We start from the raw sequence: 23,150 nt of genomic DNA, 5'->3' as shown, positions 1-23,150 counted from the left end.
CACCGCACCGCCGAAAGGGCTCACCCACATGTCCAGGATCCGTAACTCCCGCACCCGCCTCCTGACCGCCGCCGCGACCGTCGCGATCGCCGCCTTCTCCCTGACCGCGTGCGGCGAGGACGGATCGGGCGTCCGCAGCGAGGGCGCGTCGTCCTCCTCCGCGTCGTCCTCCCAGGAGGACGCGAAGACCAACGCCACCGGTTCGAAGTCGGACACGGACGTGTCGTCGGAATCGGGGAAGCGAAGCCAGACCGGCGGCAGCGACTCCGGCGACTCCGGCGACTCCGGCGCGAGTGCCACCAAGGACACCAAGGACGCCGACGACGCCGAGGGGGTCACCTGCCAGGGCTCCAACACCAAGACGGTCGCGGCTCCCCTGAACCGCCCCGTGAACCACATGCTGCTCACGGTCACCAACACCGGCAGCAGCAACTGCTACCTCTACAACTACCCGGCCGTCCAGTTCGGCGAGGCGCAGTCGGTGCCGCCGGTCATCGAGGACTCGAAGCCGCAGGCGGTCGTCACGCTGGCCCCGGGCGAGTCCGGCTACGCCTCCGTGAACCTGTCGGCCGCCGACGGCAGCGGTACGAACGGCCACACGGTGAAGTCCCTCACCGTCTACTTCCAGGGCCGCACCGCCGACGAGGACGTCCCCTCGGCCGCCCACCCGTCACTGCCCGCCAAGGGCGTCTACGTCGACGACTCTCTCAAGGTCACGTACTGGCAGCAGTCGATGGACGACGCCATCAGCTGGTAACGCGACTGAGTGTCATGGGCCGAAGGCCGGCGGGCGACCGCCGGCCTTCTCGGCTTTGAGCAGCCGCTGATAGTCGGTGAGCACGCGCAGCAGGGCGAAGCCGGTGCCGAGGGGGACGGTGCCCAGTTCCACGCGCGGCTGGTGGGGATCGCTGAGATCGGCCCGTACGTCGGGGAGGCGTACGCCGTGGGCGGCGAATTCATCCCGCAGGATCTCGGCGACCCGCTCGGCGGGGGTGGGGTCGTTCATGCGGTGCTCTTGGTCTGCGCAGGCGGGACGTTGAACTCGAACCACACCGTCTTGCCGGTGCCGTCGGCCGGTTCGTCGATGCTCATGCCGCAGAGGTCGGAGAGGGCCGTGACCAGGAACAGCCCCCGGCCGTTGGTCTCATCGCCCGCCGGGCGGCGGGGCGAGGGCAGTTCGGGGCTGTCGTCGTGGACGGTGACCCGGACGCGGTCGTGCCGGATGGCGGCGGCCAGCCGTACGTCGCCCTTGCCGTGCCGGTGGACGTTGGTCACCAACTCCGAGGTGCAGAGGGCTGCGCTGTCGGCGAGCTGGCCGAGGCCGGAGGCCGAGAAGACGCCACGCACGAAGTCGCGGCACAGGCGGGGAGAGGTGGGGAGGGCGGGGGCGGTGAGGGTGTAGCGGTGCGGACGTTCCGGGTGTGCGAGTGCTCCCATGCGACGCCTCCGTGGCGCTTGTGGCTCAATACCCTGTGTGATTAAGGCAACACCCAAGGTAGGGCACGCCTCAGCAACTTTGCAACCACCTTGGCGAGATGATTGGACCGCCCCACCCGTGCGGGGCACACTGTCACCGAATCCCCTGGAGGACCGCTCGTGGCGCTGCGAACGCTCATCACCGAACGACAACGCCGACTCGGCGCGGAGCTCAAGAAGTTGCGACTCCAGGCGGGGTTGTCGATCGCCGAGGGCGGCAAGCTGATCGGCATGGGCGCGCCGCACCTGAGCCACATTGAGGCGGGGCGGACGGCCATCCCAACGGATCGTCTCCGCGCGCTGGTTGACGCTTACGGATGCAAGAATGAACCGTACGTTGACGAGCTTGTCAGCATGGCCGAGAGCAGCGGCAAGGGTTGGTGGTCGGCGTATCGGAAGTCGTTCCCGCAGTTCACCCTCGATCTCGCCGAGCTTGAGTCACGTACGACGCACCTGCGTAGCCACGAGACGCTCCTCATCCCTGGGTTGTTGCAGACCGAGTCGTACATGCGCGACCTCTTCCGCAGCTCGCTCCCTGATGCATCCCAGGATGAGATCGAAACGGCAGTGCGCTTCCGGCTGGCGCGCCAGGACATCCTGGCGTCCGGATCGGTGACGTTCCACGCGGTGATCCACGAGGCCGCCCTGCGCATCTCGGTAGGCGGCCCGCACGTCATGCGAGGTCAGCTCGCACATCTCATTCGTGCGGCAGAGCGACCGGGCACGGACATCCAGATCCTTCCGTTCGAGAGCGGGGCGCGAGCCTGGTTCGGGACGCCCTTCCTGATCCTCGGGCCGGGCGTGCCCAGATTGGAGACGGTTGTTCTTGAGCATCCGGTGGAGTCTTTGCGCCTGGACGACGACAAATCCCTTGCTCACTACGGCAAGACGTTCGAAGGTCTGAGCAAGAGCGCACTACCAGCGGTGGTGACAGATGAGTCTCCGGACCGTCACGAGAAGCGCGACTCATGGGGCCTCATCCAGCACATCCTGTACACCTACTAGGCGAAGGGCATCATGTCCGACCTCACCTGGCAGAAGTCCTCCTTCAGCGACGGCGCGGGACCGAACTGCGTGGAACTGGCCAGCGCTCCCGACGGCATACGCATACGTGAGAGCGACGAGCCGGAAGCGGTGATCCATACGAACCCGGCCACCCTCCGGTCGTTCATACGAGCCGTAAAAGCCGCCAACCTCGACCACCTCCACTGAGGAAGGCAGCATGCCGCGCACCACATGGCGCAAGTCCTCCTTCAGCGCGGACGTCCATCAAAACTGCGTGGAACTCGCCGCCGCCCCCAACGGCATACTCCTGCGCGAGAGTGACGAGCCCGCCATCGTGATCCGTACGACCACAGCCGCCCTCGGCGTCTTCATACGCGCCGTGAAGTCCGGCCGCCTCGATCACACCCTCTGACGGGGCGCGTCCGCGCGGCGCGGGCCGGGAGGCCGGGACCACCCAGACGCCGGCTTGCCGACCGTCGCGCCGGGCGGTGTCACGATCCGCGTGGTGCGCACCGCGGCGGGGCGCGGCACTCGTCGCTTCCGCGGTCCGGCGCGTCCCAGCGGTGCGTCTCCCGTGGCACCGCACCAGCAGGTCAGCCGGTGGGACGTCTCACGAATCGCTCATTCAGCGGCAGCACCTGGCCGTCGACCGTAACCGGCCAGCAATCTCCGTGGTGCAAGCCGGGCGGCGCGGTCCACCCCGCGCCGCCCTCACCACTTCGGGGGAGGAAATGACATGCGCGTCAGGACGGTCAGGGTTGATCAGAGTCCTCTGACATGGGGCGGGTCCGGGCGCCGCTGACAGCGAGGGGACGGCGGTCGCGGCCGTCCAGGCGTCGCATGACCACGCCGCGTTCCGCGCCTTGAAACCCGCGCCGGTCGCCCTGCCATCCCCGCCATCCCTGCCATCCCCGCCTTCGGGCCGAGCGCCAGGCACCGGGAACGGGCTGCCGCCGCCGCGCGATTGAGCCCCACGAATTCGGAATCCAGCCCCGAGACACCGTGGCCGCGACACGCGCCGGATGGCGCCTCCATCAATGCACTGCAACCCGCCAATCGGAGGGAATTGTCATGCATAGATCTCTTGCATTACCGTCGCCTGCCATATGCAGGGACGGCGAGATTTCGGATATCCGGACCGTCTCCAACTGTCGATGTCGTCTCCTGGTGCTCACGTGTCCGACAGTCTGCTGACGAGACACGTCCTGCCCGGGAATCCCGGGAATCGGGTGCGATGTCCTGAGGGCCGGTGGGAGCTGGCCTTCGGATATCCGCATCCGTCGCTGGGGCCTGGAGTACTCAGCTACCGAGGATTCCACTGCGCGCCAGGATCGGTGCGCAGGCGTTTGGGGATTCCCTGCGGACTGGCGACATTGGTCCTCGGGTTCGGTGAGGCGCTGCGGATCTCGCCGGTGGGTGCACCGCACCGGGCCCGCACGGTGGTATCCCTGCTCAGTCCGCCGAATACGTCCCCTGCGCTGGTCGAGCACACCGGCGGTATACGCGCGGTCGAGGTCGTGCTCGCACCGTGGGCGGCCTTCGAACTGTTCGGTGTGGCCCTGGATGACCTGCCCGACCCTGGCGCGGAGCCCGCCGACCTTCTCGGCCTCCGGGTCCACCGCCTGTCGGAACAGCTGGCGCAGGCACCCGGGTGGCCTGCGCGTTTCGCCGTCCTCGACCAGTTCCTCCTGCGCTGCCGCAGGGAGGGCCGGCTCGCGTCCGAGCGGGTGGTCGCGGCCTGGCAGCGCCTGGAGCAGTCGCGCGGCAGGGTGGAGATCACCGCCCTGGCCGAAAGCGTGTGCTGGAGCCAGCGCCAAATCGAGCGCAAATTCGGACAGCAGGTCGGGCTGACTCCCAAACGACTGGCCCGGGTGCTACGACTTCAGCACGCCGCCGCGCTGCTCTCGGCCGGCCACAGGCCCGGCGAGGCGGCGTCCATCTGCGGGTTCTATGACCAGGCGCACCTGACACGGGAGTTCACCGCACTGACGGCACGCTCACCTCTGCGCTTTATCGCCGAGCACCAGAGCGGGGAAGGCTCTGCCGACCGAGCGGCGGGGCGGATCACCAGCATTCTGCAAGAAGGATGAATTCCGCTATCGAGCGGGAGTCCGCCGCACCAGGGCCGGTCGAAAAAATACAATGTCGGTTTTCTCCAATACCGGCCGACCGGCCGCGTGTGAAAGTGGCCTGAGCCGACGTCAGGTCGGGACGAATTCACCACGAGAGGAGAGTGACATGCTTCGTAAGATGGAATCCCTCGGGCAGGCGCTGCTCGAGCGCTTCGTGCCCAAGATTTCCGCCTCGGCGCAGGTCTCGTCGCCGCAGCAGTGCTGGAGCCAGTGCTGGCAGTGCAACAAGGCCTACGGGTACGGGAACGTGAACACCTGGTGCAGCTACAACGCTCCGTGCTGCGGCAGCTCCGGCGTCTACACCTGCTACTGCTGACCGTGGTCGTGGGGGTCCGGGGCGTTCGCGCCGGGCCCCCTGCGCCAAGGCCGGTGCGCGCCGGGCCCCCCGCGCCGAGGCCGGTGCGCGCCGGCACACGAGTTATCGAGTCTGGGGAATCGTGGAGCAGTATCTCTCGACCTGGATCAGATGTCTGATCGGTCTCATCTTCCTGGTGTCCTCGGTGAGCAAGGTCTCCGGACGCCGGTCCTTCAACGAGTTCGCCGCAGCGGTTGAGGCGCTGGCCCCGGTTCCCGGGGCGCGCCGGCTGCTGGCCCCTGTCGTGGTGGCTCTGGAGTTCGGGGTGTGGGGGCTGCTGGCGCTGCCCGTACCCGGGGCGTTCCGGTACGGCGCCGGGCTGGCGGCGGGCCTGTTGCTCGTCTTCGCCCTCGGCATCGTGCTTGCCGTGCGCCGGGGGACGGACACGGCATGCCGCTGCTTCGGCGTTTCCACCGCACCGGTCAGCGGCTGGCAGGCCGTCCGCAACCTGGTGCTGGCCGTCCCGGCCGGCGTCTCGGCGCTGTTCGGCCCGGGTTCCGGCGGCACCACTGCCGGACAGATCCTCACGATCGCGATCGGGCTGATGTGCGGGGCGCTGGTCACCACGCTCGACGAACTCGTGGAGCTGTTCCGGCCGGGTGCGTGGACCACTGCTCGGCCCGCTGCCCCGTCCGCCACCTTCCGACAGGAGAAACGTCATGACCCCCCTGATCGCCGCCCTCGTCTTCGTCGGGGCGTTGTGCGTCCTCAACTTCCTGCTGAGTCTCGGAATGATCAAACGCCTGCGGGAGCAGGCCGAGATCCTCAACCGCAACGGCAGCACTAACCCACCTGTCGCGGTCGGCATGGGCGACGAGATCGGGGAGTTCACCGCCCTCACCCAGGACGCCGAGCCGGTGGACAGCGAGAGCCTGCGGCACGGCGACACGCTGGTGGCCTTCTTCTCGCCGACCTGCCGCCCGTGCCAGGAGAAGCTGCCGAAGTTCGTGGACTTCGCCGCCTCGTTCCCCGGCGGCCGGGAGCAGGTGCTGGCCACCGTCGTGGGTGAGCCCGAGGCGGCCGCCGACATGCTGGAGCGGCTGCGCCCGGTGGCCCGGGTCGTACACGAGTCCAGCAACGAGGGCGCGGTGAGCTCGGCCTTCGACCTCAAGGCATTCCCCGTGGTACTCGTCGTCTCCCCCAGCATCGAGCACGGACGTCCCATCGTCACCGCTGAGCAGGTCGATCTCGACGTACCGGTGTCGGCACGGTGAGAACACGCGGTCGGCGCCGGCCGGGCAGCTCCGAGCAGGCGCACACGCGCTCCGCGTACCGCCGCGTCACCACCGCCATCGGCCTGTGTGCCACGGCGGCGCCGTGGGCCTCGGCCGGATACGCCGCGATCACGCTGGTGTCCGGGCTGGTGCCGGTGCTGGTCGCGTGGATGACGAAGCTCTTGATCGACGGTCTGACGCACCACGCGGAGATCCGGACGTTGCTCGGGCCCGCGCTCGGTTACGTCCTCGCGGCGACCGTGGTGGGCCTCGGCCCGCTGGCTGCCCGATATCTGCGAGGGGTCGTGGACCGGGAGGTGGGGTTGCTGTCGCAGGATCGGCTCTTCACCGCGGTGGGCCGCCACCCCGGCCTGGGACGGCTGGAGCAGCCGGCGTTCCTCGACCGCCTGCGGGTGGCCCAGGAGGTGGGCAAGACCGTCGCCGGCCAGCTCGCGGACGCCGCGCTGGCCGCGGGCAAGTCCCTGGTGACGGTGGCGGGGTTCCTGGTGTCGCTGGTGGCGCTCAGCCCGTTGATGGCCGTGGTCGTGCTGGTCGCGGGCGTTCCGTCGCTCGTGGCCCAGCTCGCCCTGTCACGAGAGCAGGCCCGTGCCGTGTTCGAGGTCAGCAGGATCGAGCGCAGGGAGGACTTCTACGCCAGGCTGATCGCCACGCCCACCGCGGCGAAGGAGATCCGGCTGTTCGGGATCGGTGACTTCCTGCGGGCGCGTGTGCTGGCCGAGCGCCGGGCGGCCAACGCCGTCACCCAGTCCGTGGACGCGCACCAGACCAAGGTGCAGAGCCTTCTGGAGCTGCTGGCCTCACTCGTCTCCGGAGCCGGGCTGGTGTGGGCGGTGTTCGCGGCGCACGACGGTACGTTGACGGTCGGCGGGGTGACGATGTTCGTGGCGGCGGTCGACGGTGTGCAGAGCTCGCTGGGCACCCTCCTGATCCAGCTCGCGGCGTCCCAGCGTGCCCTGCTCATGTTCGACCACTACCTGGAGGTCGTCGAGGCCGAACCCGACCTTCCCGTGGCCGCCGAACCGGTTCCCCTGGCACCGCTGTGCCACGCGATCGAACTGCGGGACGTCTGGTTCCGTTACTCCCCGGACCACGACTGGGTGCTGCGCGGGCTGAACCTGTGCATCCCGTGCGGACAGTCGCTGGCCCTGGTGGGTCTGAACGGTGCCGGGAAGTCCACGCTGGTGAAACTGCTGTGCCGGTTCTACGACCCCACGCACGGCACCGTGCTGTGGGACGGCGTCGACCTGCGCGACGTCGATCCGGCAGAGCTGCGTGAGCGCATCAGCACCCTGTTCCAGGACTTCCAGCACTACGACATGACCGCGGCCGAGAACATTGGCCTCGGTGACCTGCGGCTGCTGGACGAACGGCACCAGATCGAGGTCGCGGCGGGCAAGGCGGGCCTGCACGAGAAGCTCGCCCGGCTTCCGCAGGGGTACGACACCATGCTCTCCCGCACCTTCCACCACGACAGCCGGTCCTCCGAACACCGCTCGGGGGCGCTGCTGTCGGGTGGGGAGCACCAGCGTCTGGCCCTGGCCCGTGCCTTCCTCCGTGAGGGGCGCGACCTGACCATTCTCGACGAGCCCTCGGCGGGACTCGACGCAGCGTCGGAACACGAGATCCACCGTTCGATCACTCGCCACCGGGCCGGCCGTACCAGTCTGTTGATCTCACACCGGCTCGGCGCCGTGCGCGACGCGGACCGGATCGCCGTACTGGGCGACGGGCGGGTGATGGAGGAAGGCAGCCATATGGAGTTGATGCGGGCCGGGGGCGAGTACGCACGCCTGTTCACCTTGCAGGCCGACGGGTACCGGCAAGGTCACGCGGAGCCGGCCGTCCCGACGCACGCGGTGGAAGCGGCGGCCGACAGATGATCTCGGACCGTGTCACGATCGTCGCCGCCGCGCTCACCCACCGGCTGGTGGCTGTCACCGTCGACGGGGTGAGCATGGAGCCGGCGTTCCGGGACCGCGATCAGGTGCTGGTGATCCGGGGCGCGAAGCCTGAGGTCGGCCGCGTGGTGGTCGTCGAATCCCCCTCGGATACGCACGGCTGGCGACAGGGACCGCTCACGGCGAAAGCCGCTCCCTCCCTCGTGGCCCAGCGCCACTGGATGATCAAGCGGGTAGCGGCCCTTCCCGGGGACCCGATCCCGCGCCGCGGCGTCCCTGCGCTCGCCGACGTATCCGGCGAACGCGTGCCGGACGGCATGGCCGTGCTGCTGGGTGACAACCGCTCGGCGAGCTTCGATTCACGGGAGTTCGGCTACTTCCCGCTCAAACGAATACTGGGTGTGGTCAGGCTGCCGAGTCGGTGAGCGGCCCGGTCGGTGAACGGCCGGGTCCCGAAGGAGCCGCCCGGCTCCATGGCGATGACCACGCCGTCACCGGAGGTTTCACCGACGCCATCGAGAAGGGGGAGCGACGATGCATCGCAGGAAACTGCTGGCAGCGGCAGGGGGCGCGCTGGCCTCGGGAGCGCTGGGGCCGCGGGTGGCACGGGCCGCGGACGCCACGGTGGCCGTCGATCCGCGGCCGGACTTCGGCCGGCACGGCACCTGGGAGGGCTGGGGCGCCTCGCTGTCCTGGTGGGCGAACGTACTCGGCGACCGGGACGATATCTCCGATGTCCTGTTCACCACCGCGGACACCCCGTACCAGGACCTCACCCTCCCCGGCCTGGGCCTGAACATCGCCCGCTACAACCTCGGGGCCTGCCGCTGGGACACGGTGCAGGGGTCCGCCATGGTGGTCTCCGCGCAGTTCCCGAAGTACAAGCAGATCGAGGGCTACTGGCGGGACTGGTTCAGTGAGGACCCCGCCTCCGCCTCCTGGGACTGGTCCGCCGACGCCAGGCAGCGGGCCGCGATGGTCAAGGCGCACGCCCGGGGCGCGCGGATCGAGCTGTTCTCCGTCTCCCCGCTCTGGTGGATGTGCGTCAACCACTGCCCGTCCGGCGCACCGGACGGCGGGGACAACCTCCAGTCCTGGAATTACCGACAGCACGCCGTGTACATCGCCACGGTGGCCGCGTACGCCGCCGAGCACTGGGGGGTGCCGTTCTCCTCCGTCGAGGCTTTCAACGAGCCGACATCGACGTGGTGGAAGGCGAACGGCGGCCAGGAGGGCTGCCACATGAGCACCGCCGTGCAGGAGGCGGTGCTCGGCCACCTGCGCACCGAACTCGACACCCGCGGATTGCGCGGCACTCCCATCTCCGCGTCCGACGTGTTCTCCTACGACGAGGCGATCGCCAACTGGCAGAGCCTGGACGCCACCGCCCGCGCCGCCGTCGGCCGGCTCACGGTGCACGGCTACCAGGGCTCGTCCGGCGACCGGAACGGGCTCTACCAACAGGCCCGCAGCGCGGACAAGGGCCTGTGGAACTCCGAGACCGGAGACGGCGACAGCACCGGCCTGACCACCGCCACCAACCTCTGCCTGGATCTCAACCGGCTGCACCCAACCGCCTACTGCTACTGGCAGCCCCTGGACACCGCCACAAGCTGGGGCCCCATCTTCTACGACCCGGACACCGCCCGGACCGGCTCCGTCCAGCCCAAGTACTACGTACTCGCCCAGTTCACCCGGCACATCCGCCCCGGCATGCGGATGCTGGCCACCGGCTCCGACACCGTCGTCGCCGCGCTGGACGCCGCGGCACGCCGCCTCGTCGTGGTCGCCGTCAACGCCACCGCCTCCGCACAGCCCCTCACCCTCGACCTGTCTCTCTTCACCACGGTCACCGGCCAGTCCGGCACCGTCCCCCGCTGGTCCACCGTGACCACCCCGGCCGGCGAGCGCTACGCCGCACACCGTGACACCACTCTCGACGGCAAGCGGCTGCGCCTCACCCTGGAGGCGCAGTCGGTGCAGACGTTCGACATCGACGGGGTGGAGGTCTGATCCACGCCGGCCGGCTACACCGCAGCCAGCGGCCACGCCTCCGACGGCTCGCCCAGCCACACCCGGTGGCCGGCGGCCGTGACCGTCAGCCCGAAGTCGAACAGCTGCGGCCGCCCGGCGCCCTCCCACCAGGCGAGGGCCCCGGCCGTCTCATCGGCCAGGTTTCGCGGCCCCCACTGGTGCACCGCGCCATCCGCCGCGTACGCCCACGAGTCCCGGCCGCACCACCAGTGCCCGCCGTCCTGTGGCCAGTGGGCGACGTCCGCCAGCCTCAGCCCCACCGCGAACTCGGCGTGCGGGTCGGCGAGCAGCGCGACGTCCAGGTCGGCCTTGCTCTCGCGGCTCTCCTCCCACGATTCCGTCGAGAAGACCCCGTCGATGCGCGGGCGCGTCCGCTGGCCCCGCACCGCCATGAACGTCACCGCGCCCGCGAACCGGCCTTCGGCGCAGCCGTCGGAGACGGTCAGCCGTGCGAGTCCGTGCGAGCAGAACGCGGTCCGGAACGGGGCCAGGATCAGGCCGCCGGGCCGTACCTGCTCCACCCAGGCCCATGGGATCGACGTCACCGAGGCCGTCGCCACCAGCCGGTCGTACGGGGCGCCCCTGGCCCACCCCTGCTCGCCGTCCGCCTCCAGCACCGTCACTCCGCCGTACCCGGCCCGGTGCAGCGCGGCCCGCGCGCCGTCGGCCACGTCCGGGTCGATGTCCAGCGTGATCACCCGCCCGGCGCCTGCCCTCTCGGCCATCAGCGCCGCGTTGTACCCGGTGCCCGCGCCGATCTCCAGCACCCGGTGCCCCGGCCGCAGGTCCAGCCCGGCCAGCATGCTCACCACGGCGGCCGGCGCCGAGATGGAGCTGGTGGGCACATCGCCCCCGGCAGGGGCGGGGGCCCCGTCGTCCACCTGGGTGGTGATGGCCTGTGCGGGGTCGTACACCATGCGGGCCCACCGGTCCGGGTCGTCGTCCCGGCGGAACGGCCGGTACACGCCACCGTCCACCACCCATACGGTTCCGGGGACGAACTCATGGCGCGGGACGGCCTCGAACGCGCGCCGTATCCACGGCTCGGTGATGTCGAGCGTCTCGGCCGCCCGCGCGTGCAACTCCTCCAGGTCGGTCACTTGCGGTGGGTCCCGCCGCCCGGCCTGGAGACGTCCGGGTGCTGTCCGTCCGAATCCCGTGGACTCGGCTGCTTCGGCTGCGGGTTCGGCGGTGGCGGCTTTCCGTGCGCTCCCATGTCGGCCTCCTGAGGTCGTCCGTTGAGTGCCAAGTGTGGGGGCCGCTCCTCGGCTCCCGTTGGAGCGCGTACGCCCTCATCGGGGGCGTACGCGTTGCGGAGGCGACCTCCGGTACTTGCCCCTCACGTCAACGTCAGGTTTTAGCTTGGCCGGGCGGTGCGATTCCGCGCCGTCATGACGTGAAGTCGAGGAGTATCCAACGTGTCCACGAGCAGCAGCGCCGAGCGCGCGGCCCAGGTTCTGTCCCGTCCGTTCACCGTGGGCGGGCTCACCGTGCCCAATCGCATCGCCATGGCGCCGATGACCCGCATGTTCTCGCCCGATGGCGTGCCCGGCGCCGATGTGGCGGCGTACTACGGGCGGCGAGCGGCCGCCGGGGTGGGGCTGATCATTACCGAGGGGACCTATGTGCAGCACCCCTCGGCGGGGCTGAGCGACCGGGTGCCGCGTTTCTACGGCGAGGACGCCCTGGCGGGGTGGGCCGACGTCGTGAAGCAGGTGCATCTCGGCGGCGGGCGGATCGCGCCGCAGATCTGGCATGTCGGGGTTTCGCGGCCGGAGGGCGCGCCGCCGGTTCCCGAGGCTCCGGTGCTGAGCCCGTCCGGTGTGGGGCTGGACGGTGGGCCGGTCGGGCGGGCGATGACGCAGGACGACGTGGACGCGGTGATCGCCGCGTTCGCGGAGGCGGCCGCGGCGGCGGAGCGGATCGGCTTCGACGGGGTCGAACTGCACGGTGCCCACGGCTATCTGATCGACCAGTTCCTGTGGTCCGCGACGAATCGCCGCACCGACTCCTACGGCGGCGACCCGGTCTCCCGGGTCCGCTTCGCGGCCGAGCTGGTGGCCGCGTGCCGTAAGGCCGTCTCGGCCGATTTCCCGATCATCTTCCGTACCTCCCAGTGGAAGCAGGACCACTACGACGTACGGATGGCCGAGACCCCGCAGGAGCTGGAGGCGATGCTGACGCCGCTGGTGGAGGCGGGAGTGGATGTGTTCCACTCGTCCACCCGGCGCTACTGGACGCCGGAGTTCGAGGGGTCCGATCTGAATCTGGCGGGCTGGACGAAGAAGCTCACCGGGAAGTCCACCATCACGGTCGGCTCGGTCGGCCTCAACCAGGACTTCCTGCCGACGTTCGTGCCCGGGAGCGGCAGTGAACGGGCCGGGGTGGCGGACATCGGGAATCTGCTGGACCGGCTGGAGCGGGACGAGTTCGATCTCGTCGCCATCGGCCGCGCGCTGCTCGCCGACCCCGAGTGGGCCGCGAAGGTGCTCAGCGGGCGCGCGGAGGAGTTGCTGCCCTACTCCAAGGAGCTGCTCGGCACCTTGCGGTGAGCCCCGAGCCCCCATCGCGTGACCGGTTCAGCTCATGGGGATGGCCCGCTTTGCACCATCTTGGGATGATTGGTTGCGGTCCGCTCCACCGCGGACCACGGAGGACAAGGAGAGCCGGTCATGTCCAAACGACTGCATGTGGGCAACTTGAGCTACCAGACGACAACACAGGACCTGGCGACCCTGTTCGAGCAGTTCGGCGAGGTGCTGGACGCCACCGTGATCACCGACCGGGAGAGCGGCCGCTCGCGGGGGTTCGGCTTCGTGGAGATGGACGAGGTGGCGGCGGAGAAGGCGATGGCCCAGCTCGACGGGTCGCAGCTGAACGGCAGGGCGGTCACCGTGACCGAGGCGCGGGCGGTCTCCCGTAGCACGCGCTGAGGAACGGCACGTGTACGGAGGGCAAAAGCGGAACGTGCGATACGCCACGTATCGGCGCCAGGACTTGCGGATGGCGCGGTGTGACGTGGTCATATGGAGTGATGCGATCCCCCACCCGCATATCGTCACCCCAGCCCTCCCACGACGGCGCGCCCGCTTACCGCAACCCCTATGAGGAGCTCGCCGAGCTGGCCGATCCCTCCCCGGAGGACGACGACGCGGATCTCGGCGGGCGCAAGGATCAGCCCTCCGGCGTCGGCTCCGACTCCGGCTCCAGCGCCGGCTCCGGCTCCGGGGACGACGGCGAACCGTGGTCGCCGCCCAACCACCGCCGTTCGTCCCGGCGCCGGCGCGGCCGCTTCAAAGCGGTGCCGCGCACCGCGAAGGCGCTGATCGGGCTGGTCGTGCTGGGGCTGCTGCTGGTGCTGGGCGACCGCTGGGCGGTGATGTACGCCGAGCGCAAGGCCGAGCAGCAGCTCCAGAAGAAGCTGGACCTGGCCACGGCGCCGAACGTGACCATCCACGGCTTCCCGTTCCTCACCCAGGTGCTGGGCAAGAAGCTGGAGCAGGTCGACATCGCCGTCCCCGATGTCGCGGCCGACCGGGTCTCGCTCGCCGAGGTGCGCGCCCAGGCGCAGGACATCCGGATCGTGGGCGATCTGCCCAGCTCCTTCAAGGGCGCCGTGGTGGGGCGTATGAAGGGCGATGTGCTGCTGTCCTTCGAGGACCTCAACCGTGAACTGGGCGCCTCCCAGGTGCGGTTCCGGGCGCTGGGCCCCAGCTCGGTGCGGGCGGACGGGAAGCTCCCGGTCGCGGGCAAGGAGGTGTCGCTGCACGCCAAGGCGCATATCCGGCGCCAGGGGGACCGGGGGATCTCCACCAGCGTCAGCGATATGCGGCTGGACATCCCCGAGATCGCCACCTACCGGCCCGGTCCCGGGGCGGACGCCGGGCTGTTCCTGCACAAGAAGGCGGCGGAGCAGATCAGCGAGGACTCCGGCAAGGCGCAGGCGCTGCTGTCGATCCCGGCGGTGGCGGAGAAGCTCGGGGTGCAGCCGTCTCAGGCGGACCGGGCGCAGAGCGACGGGCGGGAGCTGGACCGGATCACGGGTTCGCCGCGCTTCGTCCCCGCGCTGCTCGGGGTCAACCTGGTCCAGGCGGCCAACGACCACCCCCAGCTGGCCAGGAAGCTCGGCATCGACCCGACGGTGGCCGCCGCCCTGGCGAAGCTGAAGGTGCCGGAGCTGACGGACAAGCTGGAGCTCTCCTTCCAGCTGCCCAAGAAGGCCAAGGGCATCCGGCTGGCGAACATCGGCGTCTCCCCGGAGGGGATTCGGGCCGATCTGACGGGTACCGGGCTGAATTTCGGAAAGACCCGCTGAGGAATTCCGCGCATCCGGGGCCGGTGACATAGGCCACCGGCCCCTTTCGTATGCCCACGAATGGGGTGCGCATATCCGTCGATACGCCCCCGCGCGCGGCTGCCGCCCACGAGACGCAGCAGGTCACGGCGTGGTTCCAGAGTCCGGATGAGAATTCTTTCAGACCGTTCTGAGCGAACGCACAGCTCAGTCCGATCTCACTCACGGATAGCGCTCCTAATGTCTTCCATGTCGAAACCGAACGGCTCCGGTCGAAGGCCGAACGGTTCCGGCGAAAGAAAAGGAACAGCGCATACCGAAAGGGAAAGCCATGAGCCTGCACAAGATCGTCCCGGTCAAGCCCGCCCGCAAGTCCGAGCCGAAGAAGAACAAGCACGCCCAGAAGCCCGCCCCGAAGAAGCCGGCCAAGCGTCGCCCCATCGGTGGCTGACCGGTTCCGGCAGAAGAAGACAAACAGCTAACACCGAAAGGAACAACCATGAGCCTGCACAAGATCGTCCCGGTCAAGCCCGCCCGCAAGTCCGAGCCCAAGAAGAACAAGCACGCCCAGAAGCCCGCCCCGAAGAAGCCGGCCAAGCGTCGCCCCATCGGTGGCTGACCCACCACACACCGGAGGCGGGTTCGCGGCATCGCGCCGCGGGCCCGCCTCGGCCATTTCCGGAGCCGAGCGGGAGAGACCGACCGTGACCTCGTACCAGGACCAGCCCACCATGCAGCTGCGCGCGATCGGGTCCGACCCCGCCGTCGCCCGGCACCGGCGCCCCGGGCGGCCGCGCCCTTACGGCCGTCATCAGCCGAAGGCCACCCAGCTCCCCGAGGAGTACCCGTACGCCCCCGCGGCGGACGGCGAGCCCGGCGTCGAGGAGGACGAACCGACCGGTCCACGGCTCACCGCGCGGCAGGCGTTCCGCCGGTTCTGGCCGCTCACCCGGGGCGACCGGCGCTGGCTGGTGCTGATCTGCGCCTGTGTCATCGTCGCGGCGCTCGCCGAGACCGCCGCGATCCTGCTCTTCTCCGATCTGACCGACAACGCGCTGCGGCAGGGCTCGCTCAGCGCCTTCTGGACCCCCGCCGCGCAGTGGCTCGCGGTCGCGGTGCTCGGCGCCGCCGTCGGCTACATCGGCAACTCGCTCGCCGTATGGACCGCCGAGCGGTTCGTGCTGCGGCTGCGGGCGCGGGTCTTCGCGCATGTGCAGGAGCTGCCGCCGCACTTCTTCCAGCGTCACCGCCAGGGCGATCTGGTCGAACGCCTCACCGGGGACGTGGAGGCAATCGAGCAGATGGTGGTCTCCGGGGTGGTGGGCACCGTCTCCGCCGTCTTCAGCACGGTCTTCTTCTCCATCGCCGCCTTCCGGCTGCGCTGGGACCTGGCGCTGGCCACCTTCGTGCTGGCCCCGCTGTTCTGGCTGGCCGCGCGGCGCTTCTCCGGGCGGATCACCTCGGTGGCCAGGGACGAGCGGGTCGCCGACGGTGCGATCACCTCCGTCGTGGAGGAGTCGCTCGGCAACATCGTGCTGACCCAGGCGTACAACCGTAAGGACGCCGAGGAGCGGCGGCTGGGCCGGGAGGCCCGTGCGTGGATGCGGGCGTCGGTGGCCGGCGCCCGGATGAGCGAGCTGTACGAGCAGCTGGTCGAGGTTATCGAGACGCTGTGCGTCCTGGCCGTGATCGGGCTCGGCGCCTGGGAGATCTCCCAGGACCGGATGACCATCGGACAGCTGCTGGCCTTCGCCGCCTTCCTCGGCTACCTCTATCCGCCGATCCGCAACCTCGGACAGCTCGGTCTCACCCTTACCGCCGCCACCGCGGGCGCCGAGCGGCTGCTGGAGATCCTCGACGCCGAGCCGGCCGTGAGCGATCCGCCGCCGGGGGCCGCGGTCGCGCCGTGGCGGGTGCACGGCACCGTGGAGTTCGACCGGGTCGGCTTCCGCTACCCCGGCGGCGACCGGCGCACCCTGGCCGAGGTCTCGTTCACCGCCCGCCCGGGTGAGCTGGTGCTGATCACGGGGGCGAGCGGGGCGGGCAAGTCCACCGTCTCCAAGCTGCTGACCCGCTTCTACGACCCGGCGGAGGGATATGTGCGGCTCGACGGCGTACCGCTGTACGCCATGCCGCTGGGCTTCCTGCGGGAGAACGTGACGCTGCTGCCGCAGAAGACGCTGATCCTGCACGACACCATCCGCGAGAACATCGCCTGCGGCCGCCCCGGCGCCGCCGAGCACGAGATCGTCCGGGCGGCGCGGGACGCCGCCGCCCACGACTTCATCGCGGCCCTGCCCGAGGGCTACGACACCCGGATCGACCCGCACACCGCACGGCTGTCCGGCGGGCAGCTCCAGCGCATCGCCATCGCCCGCGCGATGCTGCGCGACGCGCCCGTCCTGGTCCTGGACGAGCCCACCACCGGCCTGGACGCACTGGCCGCGCGGCGGGTCGTGCGGCCGCTGCGGCGGCTGATGTCCGGCCGCACCACGATCATGATCAGCCACGATCTGAACCTGGCGCCGGACGCCGACCGCGTGCTGGTGCTGGACCACGGGCGGGTCGTGGAGACGGGCACCCACCACGAACTGCTGGCGCTGGGCGGCGCGTACGCCCGGCTGCACGGCTCCCAGAACGGCTCCCTCGCCGACACCGGCCCCCAGCCGACGCTCCGGCTCGGACCGCTCTGACCGGCACACACGCGAGCGGGGTGAGGGCCGGGCCCTCACCCCGCTTCCGGGTGCCTGCCGCCTAATCGGCTCCCACCGCGCGCAGCACATAACCCACGCCGCGCACGGTGTGGACGAGCCTCGGTTCCCCGGCCGCCTCCGTCTTGCGGCGCAGGTACATCACATACACATCCAGCGTGTTGGACGACGGCTCGAACTCGAAACCCCAGACGTCCCGGAGGATCGCGGCCCGGCTGAGGACCTGACGGGGACGGGACAGGAACAGCTTCAGCAGCGCGAACTCGGTCTTGGTGAGATCCAGCCGCCGGCCGGACCGGGTGACCCGGCGGGTGAGCGGGTCCAGCGTCATGTCCTCGAAGGCCAGCGCCGCGGGCTCCAGGGGCGGTTTCTCCGCCGGGACGGGGCGCCACCGGAGCCCGCGGCGCAGCAGGGCTCTCACCCGGGCCAGCAGCTCCTCCTGGGCGAAGGGCCCGGTCAGATAGTCGTCCGCGCCGCTGTCAAGGCCGGCGACCCGGTCGCTGAGGGAGTCCCGGTCGCCGACCATCATGATCGGCACTGTGCAGCCGCGGGCCCGTATCCGGCGGATCGCCGACGGCCCGTCCGGTCCGGGCGTCGCCCGCGTCGCCACCGCGAGCAGCACCAGATGGGGCCGCTCCCGCTCGATCGCCTCCAGCGCCTCGGGGCCGGCCTGGGCCGTCCCGACGTCGTAGCCCTCGTACCGCAGGGCTCTGCCGAGCGCTTCGCGCACCGATGGCTCGTCGTCCACGACCAGGATTCGGGCAGTCTCGTGCATGGCCCCAACCTCGTACCGGAGGCTGTGCGCCCGCTGAGCCGGACGTGTCCGGCGGCTGAGAGGTCGGGCCCGCGGCCGGCTCAGTCGAGATCGATCGCGGGCGGGGCGGTGGGCGCGCCCGGGAGCCTGAGCCAGGCGACCGTACCGCCGCCCTCCGCCGGCTCCAGCCCCACCTGGCCGCCCGCCTGCTGCACCGTGCGGGCCACGATCGACAGGCCGAGGCCCGAACCGGGCATGCTGCGGGCGGACGGGGAGCGCCAGAAGCGCTCGAAGACATGCGGCAGTTCCTCGGCGGGGATACCGGGGCCATGGTCCCGCACCCTCAGCTCTCCGCTTCTGAGGACGACGTCGATCACACCACCCGAAGGGCTGAACTTCACGGCGTTGTCGAGCAGATTGACCAGCGCCCGCTCCAGAGCGGCCGGCTCGCCGCGCACGTACCAGGATTCGATCGAGGCGTTGATCGTGAGATGCGCGCCGCGCAGCCGGGCCCGCTCCAGGGCCGTGTGCGCCACCTCGTGCAGGGCGACCACCTGCGGGGGGCCACTGCCGGGCAGGGCGTCGGGGCGGGACAGCTCCTGTAGATCGCCGATCAGCGCGGCCAGTTCGGTCATCTGCGCCTTGACGCTCTTCATGAGCGCCTTACGGTCGTCGGGCGGCAGCGCGCGGCCGGTTTCCTCGCTGCGGGCGAGCAGCTCGACATTGGTGCGCAGCGAGGTGAGCGGGGTGCGCAGCTCATGCCCTGCGTCCGCGATCAGCTGCTGCTGGCGGTCGCGGGAGGAGGCGAGGGCGGCCGTCATGGCGTTGAACGACCGGGACAGCCGGGCGATCTCGTCATCGCCCTCGGCGGGGATGCGGACGGCCAGGTCCTCGGTGCGGGCCACATGCTCGACCGCCTCGGTCAGCCGGTCCACGGGCTTCAGCCCGGTCCTGGCGATCCACAGGCCCGCGGCGCCCGCGCCGACGACGCCGACCCCGGCGACGAGGGAGAGCACCAGCGCCAGCGTGTTGAGGGGATGCTCGACCTCGCTCAGCGGGCGGGCCATGGAGACGGCGATACCGCGCGGCAGCGGGCTGCCGGGGCCGACCGTGGGCCGGTAGGTGTACACCCGCATGCCCTGGCCGCCCGTGGCCGTCGCGTCGTGCAGCGCGTTCGGCCGCTGCCCGAGGGCCACGGCCACGTCGGAGGAGGTCACCGGCAGTTGCGCCGCCCCCGGCTGGCGGCAGCGGCTCCCGTCGGCCAGCACGATCTGCACGGAGTACGAGCCGAGGGCGCGCGGGGTGCGGCTGTCGGCGCCGTCGGGGCTCTGGCACGCCTCCAGGATGCTCACCACATTGCGCTCGTCGACCTTGACGTTGCGCAGGGACGAGTCGAGTTGGCCGCTGAGCTGTTCCCGGACGATCAGCCAGCACGCGAACGCCGAGGCCGCCACCGCCACCGCCACCGCCACGGCGGTGAGCAGGGCCAGTCGCGAACGCAGCGGCAGGTTGCGGAACCTCACGAAAGATCGCCCTTCGCGGACCGCAGGACGTACCCCACCCCGCGCACGGTGTGCACCAGCCGCGGTTCGCCGCCCGCCTCCGTCTTGCGGCGCAGATACATCACGTACACATCAAGCGAGTTGGACGACGGCTCGAAGTCGAAGCCCCACACCGCCTTGAGGATCTGCTCACGGGTGAGCACCTGGCGGGGGTGCGCCAGGAACATCTCCAGCAGGGTGAACTCGGTGCGGGTCAGCTCGACGCGGCGGGTGCCCCGGGTGACCTCGCGGGTCGTCAGGTCCATCCGCAGGTCGTCGAAGGCCATCACCTCCGCGTCGGGCAGCGCCGCGTCCTGCCGCGCCACGTAGGAGCTGCGGCGCAGCAGGGCGCGGATGCGGGCCAGCAGTTCATCCAGTTCGAAGGGTTTGACGAGGTAGTCGTCCGCGCCCGCGTCGAGCCCGGTGACCCGGTCGCCGACCGTGTCCCGCGCGGTGAGCATCAGGATGGGCAGCGTCACGCCGGTGGCGCGCAGCCGCCGCGCCGCGGTCAGCCCGTCCATCCGGGGCATCAGCACATCGAGCACGATCAGTTCGGGGTCGTAGGAGCCGACCTTGTCCAGCGCGTCCAGGCCGTCCACGGCGGTCTCGGTCGCGTAGCCCTCGAAGACGAGGCTGCGGTGCAGGGCCTCCCGGACGGCCGGCTCGTCGTCGACGATCAGGATGCGGGCGGGCTGATCGCCATGATCGGGGAGGCTCATGGGTCGGTTCCTTCACGTGGCGGTGCGGCGGCGGTGCGGCGGCGGTGCGGCGGGACATGCTGCTGCCAGCCTCGCACGCCGGTCAGACGTTGCTGTCACTGCCGCCCGCGCGCAGGGTCGCGAGGTCGGACTTGACGGTGTTGATCGGGATCGCGAAGCCGAGGCCGATGCTGCCCGCGCTGCTGGAGCTCTGGGTCGAGGCCGAGGAGTACATGGCGGAGTTGATGCCGACGATCTGGCCGCTCATGTTGATCAGCGCACCGCCGGAGTTGCCGGGGTTGAGCGAGGCGTCGGTCTGGATGGCCTTGTAGGTGGTGGTCGACGAGCCGACGTCGCCGTTGTACTGGCCGCCGCCGAACTCGAAGGGCCACTGCCGGCCGCTGCCCGGCCCTCCCTGGTCGCCCTGGCCCTGGCTCTCGTCCGTGGAGACGGTGACATCACGGTCGAGCGCGGAGACAATGCCGCTGGTGACGGTGCCGGTGAGGCCCTCGGGCGAGCCGATGGCCACGACCTGGTCGCCCACCGTGACCTTGCTGGAGTCGCCGAGCGTGGCGGCCTTCAGCCCGCTCGCGTCCTGCACCTTGATCAGTGCGAGGTCCTTCGCGCTGTCGGTGCCGATGACCGTCGCGGTCTTCTTGCTGCCGTCGCTGAAGGTCACCTGGATCGAGTTGGCGCCGGAGATCACGTGGTTGTTGGTGATGATCTCGCCGTCGCTGGTGATGATCACGCCGGAGCCGGTGGACTCACCACTGGTGCCGCTGGCGCCGACCTCCACGATGCTGGGGCTGACGGCCGTCGCCACGGCCGAGACCCCGCTGCTGCTGGTGGACTTGGCGTTGACCACGGGGGTGGAGATCGCGGTGTCGGACTTCTCGGTGGCGTGGGTGACCAGCGCGGCCGACCCGCCCCCCACGAGCGCCGAGACCGCCGCCACGGCCGCGATCAGCGCGACCGGCCGCGACATCCGCGCCTTGCGCCGCTTGCCGCCACCGTGCGCCCCCTCGGCCGCGAGCGCGCCACCGTCCTCCCCGGCCCCGTCCCCACCACTGCCGGCACCCGGCCACACGGTGATCCCGGACGGCGTGGTGACCGGCTGCTGAGGCTGGTACGCGGGCGGAGCGGGATACCCCGCGCCACCGCCGTACGGGAAGGGATAGGGCTCGTCTGCGCCGCTGCGGCGTGTGCTGTCCGTCATGTATATGACTGTGCGGCCGGATTATGAGAGTCTCCTGAGTGCCCGCTAAGAACCCCGCCAGAAGTCGGTATGCCCGACATAAGGACCCCCGACCGGTCCGGGGCACCGCCCCCGGGCCCCCGCCGTCCCGGGCCCGGGACCCTCTTCGGCGCACGGACGCGGCCCCCAGCGCTGAAGCCCGCCGTAAGGCGGTCACGCCACCCTGGGGCGCCGCCTCGGAGAACCCCACCGACCACAGGACGCGCCGCCTGCGCGAAGCTCCGGGGCCCAGCCGTGGAACGTCGCGGGATCACGAGACCCGCCAGGCGCGAAGGCCCCCGTAAGACGGCCACAGGGCGGGCACGCGCCGAGGGCCGCGGCAGCCGGACAGCAGAGGCAAGCGGGGCCGTCGGCCCGTAAGCCATGGCACGCCGGCGCCCCCGGAAAGCAGCCACGCGGCGCCAAGGACACCGTAAGGCGGCCACCTCGCCCAGGACCCGGCACAGACCCCGCAGGGCCACACCCGCCGGACGGGCAGAGGCGCGCGAGGCCACCGGCCGTAAGACCCCTTGCCCGCGGACGCCATCCGCCAGGAAAGCAGCCACGCGACACCACCGCCCCTGGAACGAGCCTCGGCATCGGCCCCTCGCCGTAAGACGGCTGCCTCGCCGAGGACACGGCGCAGACCCGCAGGGCCACACCCGCCGGACGGCAACAGCAGCCGGGGCCGTCGGGGCCCCCGGGCCCCGACTCGTGCAGAAGCGCTACGCGCAACCGCGCTACGCGCAACCGCAGGAGCGGCGGACCACCAGCGCCGAGGGGAACTGCTTGACCCGTTCGCGGCGGGAGTTGGCCAGGCGGACGCCGTCCTCCAGCACCAGATCGACCGCGGCGCGCGCCATCGCGGGGCGGTCGGAGCCGACCGTGGTCAGCGGCGGGTCGGTGAGGTGGGCTTCCTTCACATCGTCGAAGCCGGCCACCGCCAGCTCCCCCGGTACGTCGATCCGCAGCTCACGCGCCGCCCGCAGTACCCCGAACGCCTGGTCGTCGGTGGCGCAGAAGATCGCCGGGGGCCGGTCCGGGCCGGCCAGCAGCTCGAGGGCGACCTTGTACGCGTCGTACCGGTTGTACGGGGCCTGGAAGAGCCGCCCCTCCGTGGGCCGCCCCGCCTCCTGCATCGCGCGGCGCCAGCCCGCGACGTGGTCGGTGACGGGGTCGCCGACGGTCGGGGTTATCTCGGTGCCGCCGAGGCAGGCCACGTAGTCGTGGCCGTGCTCCAGCAGATGCCGCACCGCCAGCTGCGCGCCGCCGATGTCGTCCAGCACCACCGCCACGTCGTCGATCGCCTCGGGCCGCTCGTGCAGCAGCACCACCCGGGCGTCCCACGCCTCGATCTCGGCCGCCGCGTTCTCGCTCGGGCCCTGGCTGATGAGGATCAGCCCGGACACCCGCATCCCCAGGAAGGCGCGCAGATAGTGCACCTCGCGCTCGTCGAGGTAGTCGGAGTTGCCGACCAGCACCATCTTTCCGCGCTCGGCGGCCGCCTGCTCGACGGCGTGCGCCATCTCCGCGAAGAACGGCTGCCGGGCGTCCGGCACGATCAGCCCTATGAGATCCGTCCGGCGGCTCGCCATCGCCTGCGCGACCCGGTCCGGCCGATAGCCGAGCTCCTTGATCGCGGCAAGCACCCGCTCGCGCGTGGCCGGGGCGACCGGCCGGGGTCCGTTATTGATGACGTAACTGACGACCGCGGTCGACGTACCCGCAAGCCTTGCCACATCATCCCGCGTCACCTTGGCCACGCGCGAAGTCTACGCGGGTC

At 70.7% G+C, this 23,150-nt stretch carries 23 protein-coding genes; 15 read left to right on the top strand and 8 right to left on the bottom strand.

Translation table 11 applies throughout. The annotated features are described in order from the left end of the window. The first annotated feature begins 28 nt into the window (after positions 1 to 28). On the top strand, positions 29 to 757 hold the full coding sequence (locus PS467_RS23005) for a DUF4232 domain-containing protein (RefSeq protein WP_311036841.1): 729 nt from the start codon (positions 29 to 31) through the stop codon (positions 755 to 757). 12 nt (positions 758 to 769) lie between these two features. Here the strand turns inward: PS467_RS23005 and PS467_RS23000 are convergent, their stop codons facing one another. Both PS467_RS23000 and PS467_RS22995 read right to left on the bottom strand, forming a co-directional pair. Further along, positions 770 to 1,006 (bottom strand): hypothetical protein, encoded by a 237-nt coding sequence (locus tag PS467_RS23000; RefSeq protein WP_311036840.1) that lies wholly within the window; start codon positions 1,004 to 1,006, stop codon positions 770 to 772. Further along, positions 1,003 to 1,437: an ATP-binding protein gene (locus tag PS467_RS22995; RefSeq protein ID WP_268973543.1), complete on the bottom strand. Its 435-nt coding sequence runs from the start codon at positions 1,435 to 1,437 to the stop codon at positions 1,003 to 1,005. Before PS467_RS22995 ends, PS467_RS23000 begins: the two co-directional genes overlap by 4 nt. A gap of 159 nt (positions 1,438 to 1,596) precedes the next feature. Between PS467_RS22995 and PS467_RS22990 the strand changes: the two genes are divergently transcribed. The 10 genes from PS467_RS22990 to PS467_RS22945 all read left to right on the top strand — a co-directional run bounded on the left by PS467_RS22990 (position 1,597) and on the right by PS467_RS22945 (position 10,114). Next, positions 1,597 to 2,481: a helix-turn-helix domain-containing protein gene (locus PS467_RS22990; protein WP_311036839.1), complete on the top strand. Its 885-nt coding sequence runs from the start codon at positions 1,597 to 1,599 to the stop codon at positions 2,479 to 2,481. A 12-nt stretch (positions 2,482 to 2,493) separates the two neighbouring features. Then, a complete protein-coding gene (locus tag PS467_RS22985; protein ID WP_311036838.1) occupies positions 2,494 to 2,688 on the top strand; it encodes a DUF397 domain-containing protein in 195 nt (64 codons plus the stop codon). Between the two features lie 10 nt (positions 2,689 to 2,698). Continuing rightward, the gene (locus PS467_RS22980; RefSeq protein ID WP_311036837.1) at positions 2,699 to 2,893 is read left to right on the top strand and encodes a DUF397 domain-containing protein; all 195 of its coding nucleotides are present in this window, start codon (positions 2,699 to 2,701) and stop codon (positions 2,891 to 2,893) included. 922 nt (positions 2,894 to 3,815) lie between these two features. Continuing rightward, positions 3,816 to 4,571, top strand: coding sequence for a helix-turn-helix domain-containing protein (locus PS467_RS22975; protein WP_311036836.1), 756 nt, complete (start codon positions 3,816 to 3,818; stop codon positions 4,569 to 4,571). A 148-nt stretch (positions 4,572 to 4,719) separates the two neighbouring features. After that, complete coding sequence (locus PS467_RS22970; protein WP_268973537.1) at positions 4,720 to 4,929, top strand: hypothetical protein; 210 nt, start codon at positions 4,720 to 4,722, stop codon at positions 4,927 to 4,929. A 121-nt stretch (positions 4,930 to 5,050) separates the two neighbouring features. Next, positions 5,051 to 5,755, top strand: coding sequence for a MauE/DoxX family redox-associated membrane protein (locus PS467_RS22965; protein ID WP_311036835.1), 705 nt, complete (start codon positions 5,051 to 5,053; stop codon positions 5,753 to 5,755). Next, positions 5,700 to 6,182: a TlpA disulfide reductase family protein gene (locus tag PS467_RS22960; protein ID WP_311036834.1), complete on the top strand. Its 483-nt coding sequence runs from the start codon at positions 5,700 to 5,702 to the stop codon at positions 6,180 to 6,182. Before PS467_RS22965 ends, PS467_RS22960 begins: the two co-directional genes overlap by 56 nt. Next, the gene (locus PS467_RS22955; RefSeq protein WP_311036833.1) at positions 6,179 to 8,083 is read left to right on the top strand and encodes an ABC transporter ATP-binding protein; all 1,905 of its coding nucleotides are present in this window, start codon (positions 6,179 to 6,181) and stop codon (positions 8,081 to 8,083) included. The genes PS467_RS22960 and PS467_RS22955 overlap by 4 nt, the downstream gene beginning before the upstream one ends. After that, the gene (locus tag PS467_RS22950) at positions 8,080 to 8,526 is read left to right on the top strand and encodes a S26 family signal peptidase (RefSeq protein WP_311036832.1); all 447 of its coding nucleotides are present in this window, start codon (positions 8,080 to 8,082) and stop codon (positions 8,524 to 8,526) included. The genes PS467_RS22955 and PS467_RS22950 overlap by 4 nt, the downstream gene beginning before the upstream one ends. Positions 8,527 to 8,635: 109 nt before the next feature. After that, positions 8,636 to 10,114 carry a glycoside hydrolase gene (locus tag PS467_RS22945; RefSeq protein ID WP_311036831.1) on the top strand — a complete coding sequence of 493 codons (1,479 nt, stop codon included), beginning with the start codon at positions 8,636 to 8,638 and terminating at the stop codon, positions 10,112 to 10,114. Between the two features lie 14 nt (positions 10,115 to 10,128). Here the strand turns inward: PS467_RS22945 and PS467_RS22940 are convergent, their stop codons facing one another. Continuing rightward, positions 10,129 to 11,235: a methyltransferase domain-containing protein gene (locus PS467_RS22940; RefSeq protein ID WP_311036830.1), complete on the bottom strand. Its 1,107-nt coding sequence runs from the start codon at positions 11,233 to 11,235 to the stop codon at positions 10,129 to 10,131. Positions 11,236 to 11,553: 318 nt separating this feature from the next. Here PS467_RS22940 and PS467_RS22935 point away from each other — a divergent pair, with 318 nt between their 5' ends. From PS467_RS22935 to PS467_RS22920, 4 genes are all read left to right on the top strand, one after another. Beyond that, entirely contained in the window at positions 11,554 to 12,687 is a 1,134-nt protein-coding gene (locus PS467_RS22935; RefSeq protein WP_311036829.1) for an NADH:flavin oxidoreductase, read from the top strand. A gap of 120 nt (positions 12,688 to 12,807) precedes the next feature. Then, the gene (locus tag PS467_RS22930) at positions 12,808 to 13,068 is read left to right on the top strand and encodes an RNA recognition motif domain-containing protein (protein WP_311036828.1); all 261 of its coding nucleotides are present in this window, start codon (positions 12,808 to 12,810) and stop codon (positions 13,066 to 13,068) included. A gap of 101 nt (positions 13,069 to 13,169) precedes the next feature. Then, the gene (locus tag PS467_RS22925) at positions 13,170 to 14,450 is read left to right on the top strand and encodes an LmeA family phospholipid-binding protein (protein WP_311036827.1); all 1,281 of its coding nucleotides are present in this window, start codon (positions 13,170 to 13,172) and stop codon (positions 14,448 to 14,450) included. Between the two features lie 710 nt (positions 14,451 to 15,160). Beyond that, the gene (locus PS467_RS22920) at positions 15,161 to 17,122 is read left to right on the top strand and encodes an ABC transporter ATP-binding protein (protein ID WP_311039937.1); all 1,962 of its coding nucleotides are present in this window, start codon (positions 15,161 to 15,163) and stop codon (positions 17,120 to 17,122) included. A 61-nt stretch (positions 17,123 to 17,183) separates the two neighbouring features. On the opposite strand, the gene PS467_RS22915 is transcribed toward PS467_RS22920, so the two are convergent. From PS467_RS22915 to PS467_RS22895, 5 genes are all read right to left on the bottom strand, one after another. Next, a complete protein-coding gene (locus PS467_RS22915) occupies positions 17,184 to 17,915 on the bottom strand; it encodes a response regulator transcription factor (protein WP_311036826.1) in 732 nt (243 codons plus the stop codon). A gap of 80 nt (positions 17,916 to 17,995) precedes the next feature. Then, complete coding sequence (locus tag PS467_RS22910) at positions 17,996 to 19,417, bottom strand: sensor histidine kinase (protein WP_311036825.1); 1,422 nt, start codon at positions 19,415 to 19,417, stop codon at positions 17,996 to 17,998. Beyond that, positions 19,414 to 20,154 carry a response regulator transcription factor gene (locus tag PS467_RS22905; RefSeq protein WP_268973524.1) on the bottom strand — a complete coding sequence of 247 codons (741 nt, stop codon included), beginning with the start codon at positions 20,152 to 20,154 and terminating at the stop codon, positions 19,414 to 19,416. Before PS467_RS22905 ends, PS467_RS22910 begins: the two co-directional genes overlap by 4 nt. An 82-nt stretch (positions 20,155 to 20,236) precedes the next feature. Continuing rightward, a complete protein-coding gene (locus PS467_RS22900; RefSeq protein WP_311036824.1) occupies positions 20,237 to 21,349 on the bottom strand; it encodes a S1C family serine protease in 1,113 nt (370 codons plus the stop codon). 758 nt (positions 21,350 to 22,107) lie between these two features. Continuing rightward, positions 22,108 to 23,130 carry a LacI family DNA-binding transcriptional regulator gene (locus tag PS467_RS22895; RefSeq protein ID WP_268973522.1) on the bottom strand — a complete coding sequence of 341 codons (1,023 nt, stop codon included), beginning with the start codon at positions 23,128 to 23,130 and terminating at the stop codon, positions 22,108 to 22,110. Positions 23,131 to 23,150: the final 20 nt, after the last annotated feature.

Source organism: Streptomyces luomodiensis (genome assembly GCF_031679605.1).
Classification (GTDB): Bacteria; Actinomycetota; Actinomycetes; order Streptomycetales; family Streptomycetaceae; genus Streptomyces; species Streptomyces luomodiensis.
The sequence above is the reverse complement of the archived record's forward strand: the minus strand, read 5'-3'. Positions and strand labels throughout refer to the sequence as shown.